Source organism: Microcystis sp. M53603_WE2, from assembly GCF_030065435.1.
On record NZ_JASJFF010000552.1, the window covers coordinates 1 to 2,522 of the forward strand.

The following is a 2,522-nucleotide window of genomic DNA, read 5'->3' on the forward strand; positions in this document are numbered from 1 at the left end:
ATCGGGAGCTTTTTCAAAAAAGCGCAGGGTGGCGACTTGGGAATCCTGACCTTGAATCAAACCCATGGCCCGACTACGATTCACCGTTGCTCCGATGCGACTTTGGGAATTACTGACCAATAAAACTTTGCTGGTGTGGGGGGTAACTTCCGTAATCCGTCCCACTAAACCACCAATTCCCGTCACCGAAGCACCCACTGGCACACCATCGGTGCTACCCCGACCAATAATTACCTGTTGCCACCAATCATCAGCGCTGCGGCCAATAATTGGGGCAGAAATCAGGGGTTTTTTCTGGGTTTGATAATAACCAAGCTGTTTTTTTAATTGTTGATTTTGATATTCGACTTCACTTAAACGATTTTGTAATTCTCGCACCCGTTGATCGGCCAGAAGTTGCTCTTGCAGATTAGTTTCCTCTCCCTGAAAAGGGCGGGTTAATAAACCATACAATTCTAAAATCGCCCCACTTTGATAGGTACGAATGTACCAAGCTACCCCCAAAGCGGCAGCGAGCAGAAAAATTCGCCATCCCTGCTGTGTCCATTTTCGTCGTGCTGAATACATGAGCGATTTAAAACCTCTTGGCTGTGTAGAGTGAGAATCCGTGTATTTTTCCGCTGCTGATAGCTAACGGCTAACCGATCCTAGTGACCTTTAGACATTGCGAGTTGTTTCATTAACGATCCGCTCAAAGAGTTTCTGATTTTTTAACACTTCTCCCGTGCCTTTGACAACACAGAGCCAGGGCTCTTCAGCGACATGGGTAACGATACCGGTTTCGTGACTGACTAGGCGATCGAGTCCCCGTAATAAAGCACCTCCTCCCGCTAACATGATGCCGCAATCGATAATATCGGCCGCTAATTCGGGGGGAGTTTTTTCTAGGGTACGTTTGATCGCATCAACGATCACGGAAAGTGGCTCATCCATACTTTCCCGCACTTCTTCCGCTTTGATGGTCACGGTGCGGGGTAAACCGGACATAAGATGCAATCCCCGCACTTCCAGAGGAGGAAATTCATCTTCGGGGGAGGGATAAGCGGAACCAAGGCGAATTTTGATATCTTCGGCCGTGCGTTCCCCGATAATCAGGTTATGGACTTTTTTTAGATAAGCGATAATTGCTTCCGTGAGTTCATCCCCGGCCACACGGACGGATTCGCTGATCACTGTCCCATCGAGACTGAGAATCGCCACTTCCGTCGTGCCACCACCGATATCGATGATCATATTTCCCGTCGCTTCCGAGACGGGTAAACCGGCGCCCAAGGCCGCAGCAACCGGTTCATCAATTAACCCCACTTCTCGCGAGCCGGCATTTTTGGCCGCATCCACCACCGCGCGTCTTTCTACTCCGGTAATCCCACTGGGAACACCGATCACCATGCGGGGATTGCCAATCGTGCCATCGAGCGCTCGTTTGATGAATTCCGCTAACATGATCTCGCAACTGTAAAAATCGGCGATTACCCCATCGCGCAGGGGTCGCAGAGCGGTGACATGGACCGGAGTCCGACCGAGCATTTTTTGTGCCTCCTTCCCGACAGCGACCAGGTTACGATCTTGATCGATCGCCACTACCGATGGCTCCTCTAAAACGATGCCTTTCCCTGATACATAAACGAGGGTGTTTGCTGTCCCCAAGTCTATACCTATGTCCCTTGATAAGCCTAGTCTTCTAAAAAAACCCGCCACTTGTTTTCACTCCTGTTCTGATAACAACGTTGCTATAGCTAGACTTTCGATCGAATCGACTTGGATTTTATTAGGTTTTGTTTCGCAAGTCTAGTTAATTATCGCTTCTTTCTCTCCAGATTGACGCAAATCCTGCCCCTAATTTTCTCCCTGGCCACCGGTCAAAGTCAGGGTTTCGGGCTAAAATAAACATACTATTGTACTAAATTGAGGATTTAAGACCATGAGTGTAAATCTGGTTCATTTGGTGGGACGAGCGGGGAGAGATCCGGAAACCAAGTATTTCGAGTCCGGTAAGGTTTTATGTACTTTCACTTTAGCGGTTAATCGTCGCTCTAAAAATAGCGATCAGCCGGATTGGTTCGATCTGGAAATTTGGGGCAAAACGGCGGAAGTGGCCGCTAATTATGTGAAAAAAGGCGGTTTAATCGGGATTAAAGGTTCTTTAAAAATGGATACCTGGAATGACAAAAACACGGGATTAGCTCGCTCTAAACCGGTGATTCTCGTTGATCAATTAGATTTACTCGGTTCTAAACGCGATAGTGAGGCTAATTCCGAGCGAGAATTTTAAAGCTTGAGCGGTATTATTTCCAGATTTTAGGTGTGTTAGCCCCTAGTAACACACCCTTATTTAGGGTTTGCGGCAAAAAGTTTTTCGTGGGGGTAGGGTGTGGGGTGTGGGGTGTAGGGTGTAGGGTTTTACCCATTTTCAGGTGGTAAATTACCTAATTTTCAGGGAAAAAGTCCCTGAATTTTCCCCCCAATCACTCCCATGGTCGGCACTTTTTGAGGGAGAAAAAGTCTAAAAACCTTGTTGGATA

General features: G+C 47.6%; 4 protein-coding genes. 1 reads left to right on the forward strand and 3 read right to left on the reverse strand.

Going from position 1 to position 2,522, the window contains the following annotated elements:
* Window positions 1-567: rod shape-determining protein MreC (locus PX481_RS11475; protein WP_288094608.1), on the reverse strand; the 567-nt coding region annotated here is incomplete at its 3' end.
* 90 nt (window positions 568-657) lie between these two features.
* Window positions 658-1,698 carry a rod shape-determining protein gene (locus PX481_RS11480; protein WP_288094609.1) on the reverse strand — a complete coding sequence of 347 codons (1,041 nt, stop codon included), beginning with the start codon at window positions 1,696-1,698 and terminating at the stop codon, window positions 658-660.
* A gap of 223 nt (window positions 1,699-1,921) precedes the next feature.
* Between PX481_RS11480 and PX481_RS11485 the strand changes: the two genes are divergently transcribed.
* Window positions 1,922-2,272 carry a single-stranded DNA-binding protein gene (locus tag PX481_RS11485; protein WP_002761658.1) on the forward strand — a complete coding sequence of 117 codons (351 nt, stop codon included), beginning with the start codon at window positions 1,922-1,924 and terminating at the stop codon, window positions 2,270-2,272.
* A 13-nt stretch (window positions 2,273-2,285) separates the two neighbouring features.
* Here the strand turns inward: PX481_RS11485 and PX481_RS11490 are convergent, their stop codons facing one another.
* On the reverse strand, window positions 2,286-2,408 hold the full coding sequence (locus tag PX481_RS11490) for a hypothetical protein (protein ID WP_288023726.1): 123 nt from the start codon (window positions 2,406-2,408) through the stop codon (window positions 2,286-2,288).
* Window positions 2,409-2,522 lie beyond the last annotated feature (114 nt).

What these genes read in the sequence shown, in the direction of transcription:
- PX481_RS11490 (WP_288023726.1), bottom strand. Translation starts at nt 2,408, where the DNA reads ATGGGTAAAACCCTACACCCTACACCCCACACCCCACACCCTACCCCC.
- PX481_RS11485 (WP_002761658.1), top strand. Translation starts at nt 1,922, where the DNA reads ATGAGTGTAAATCTGGTTCATTTGGTGGGACGAGCGGGGAGAGATCCG.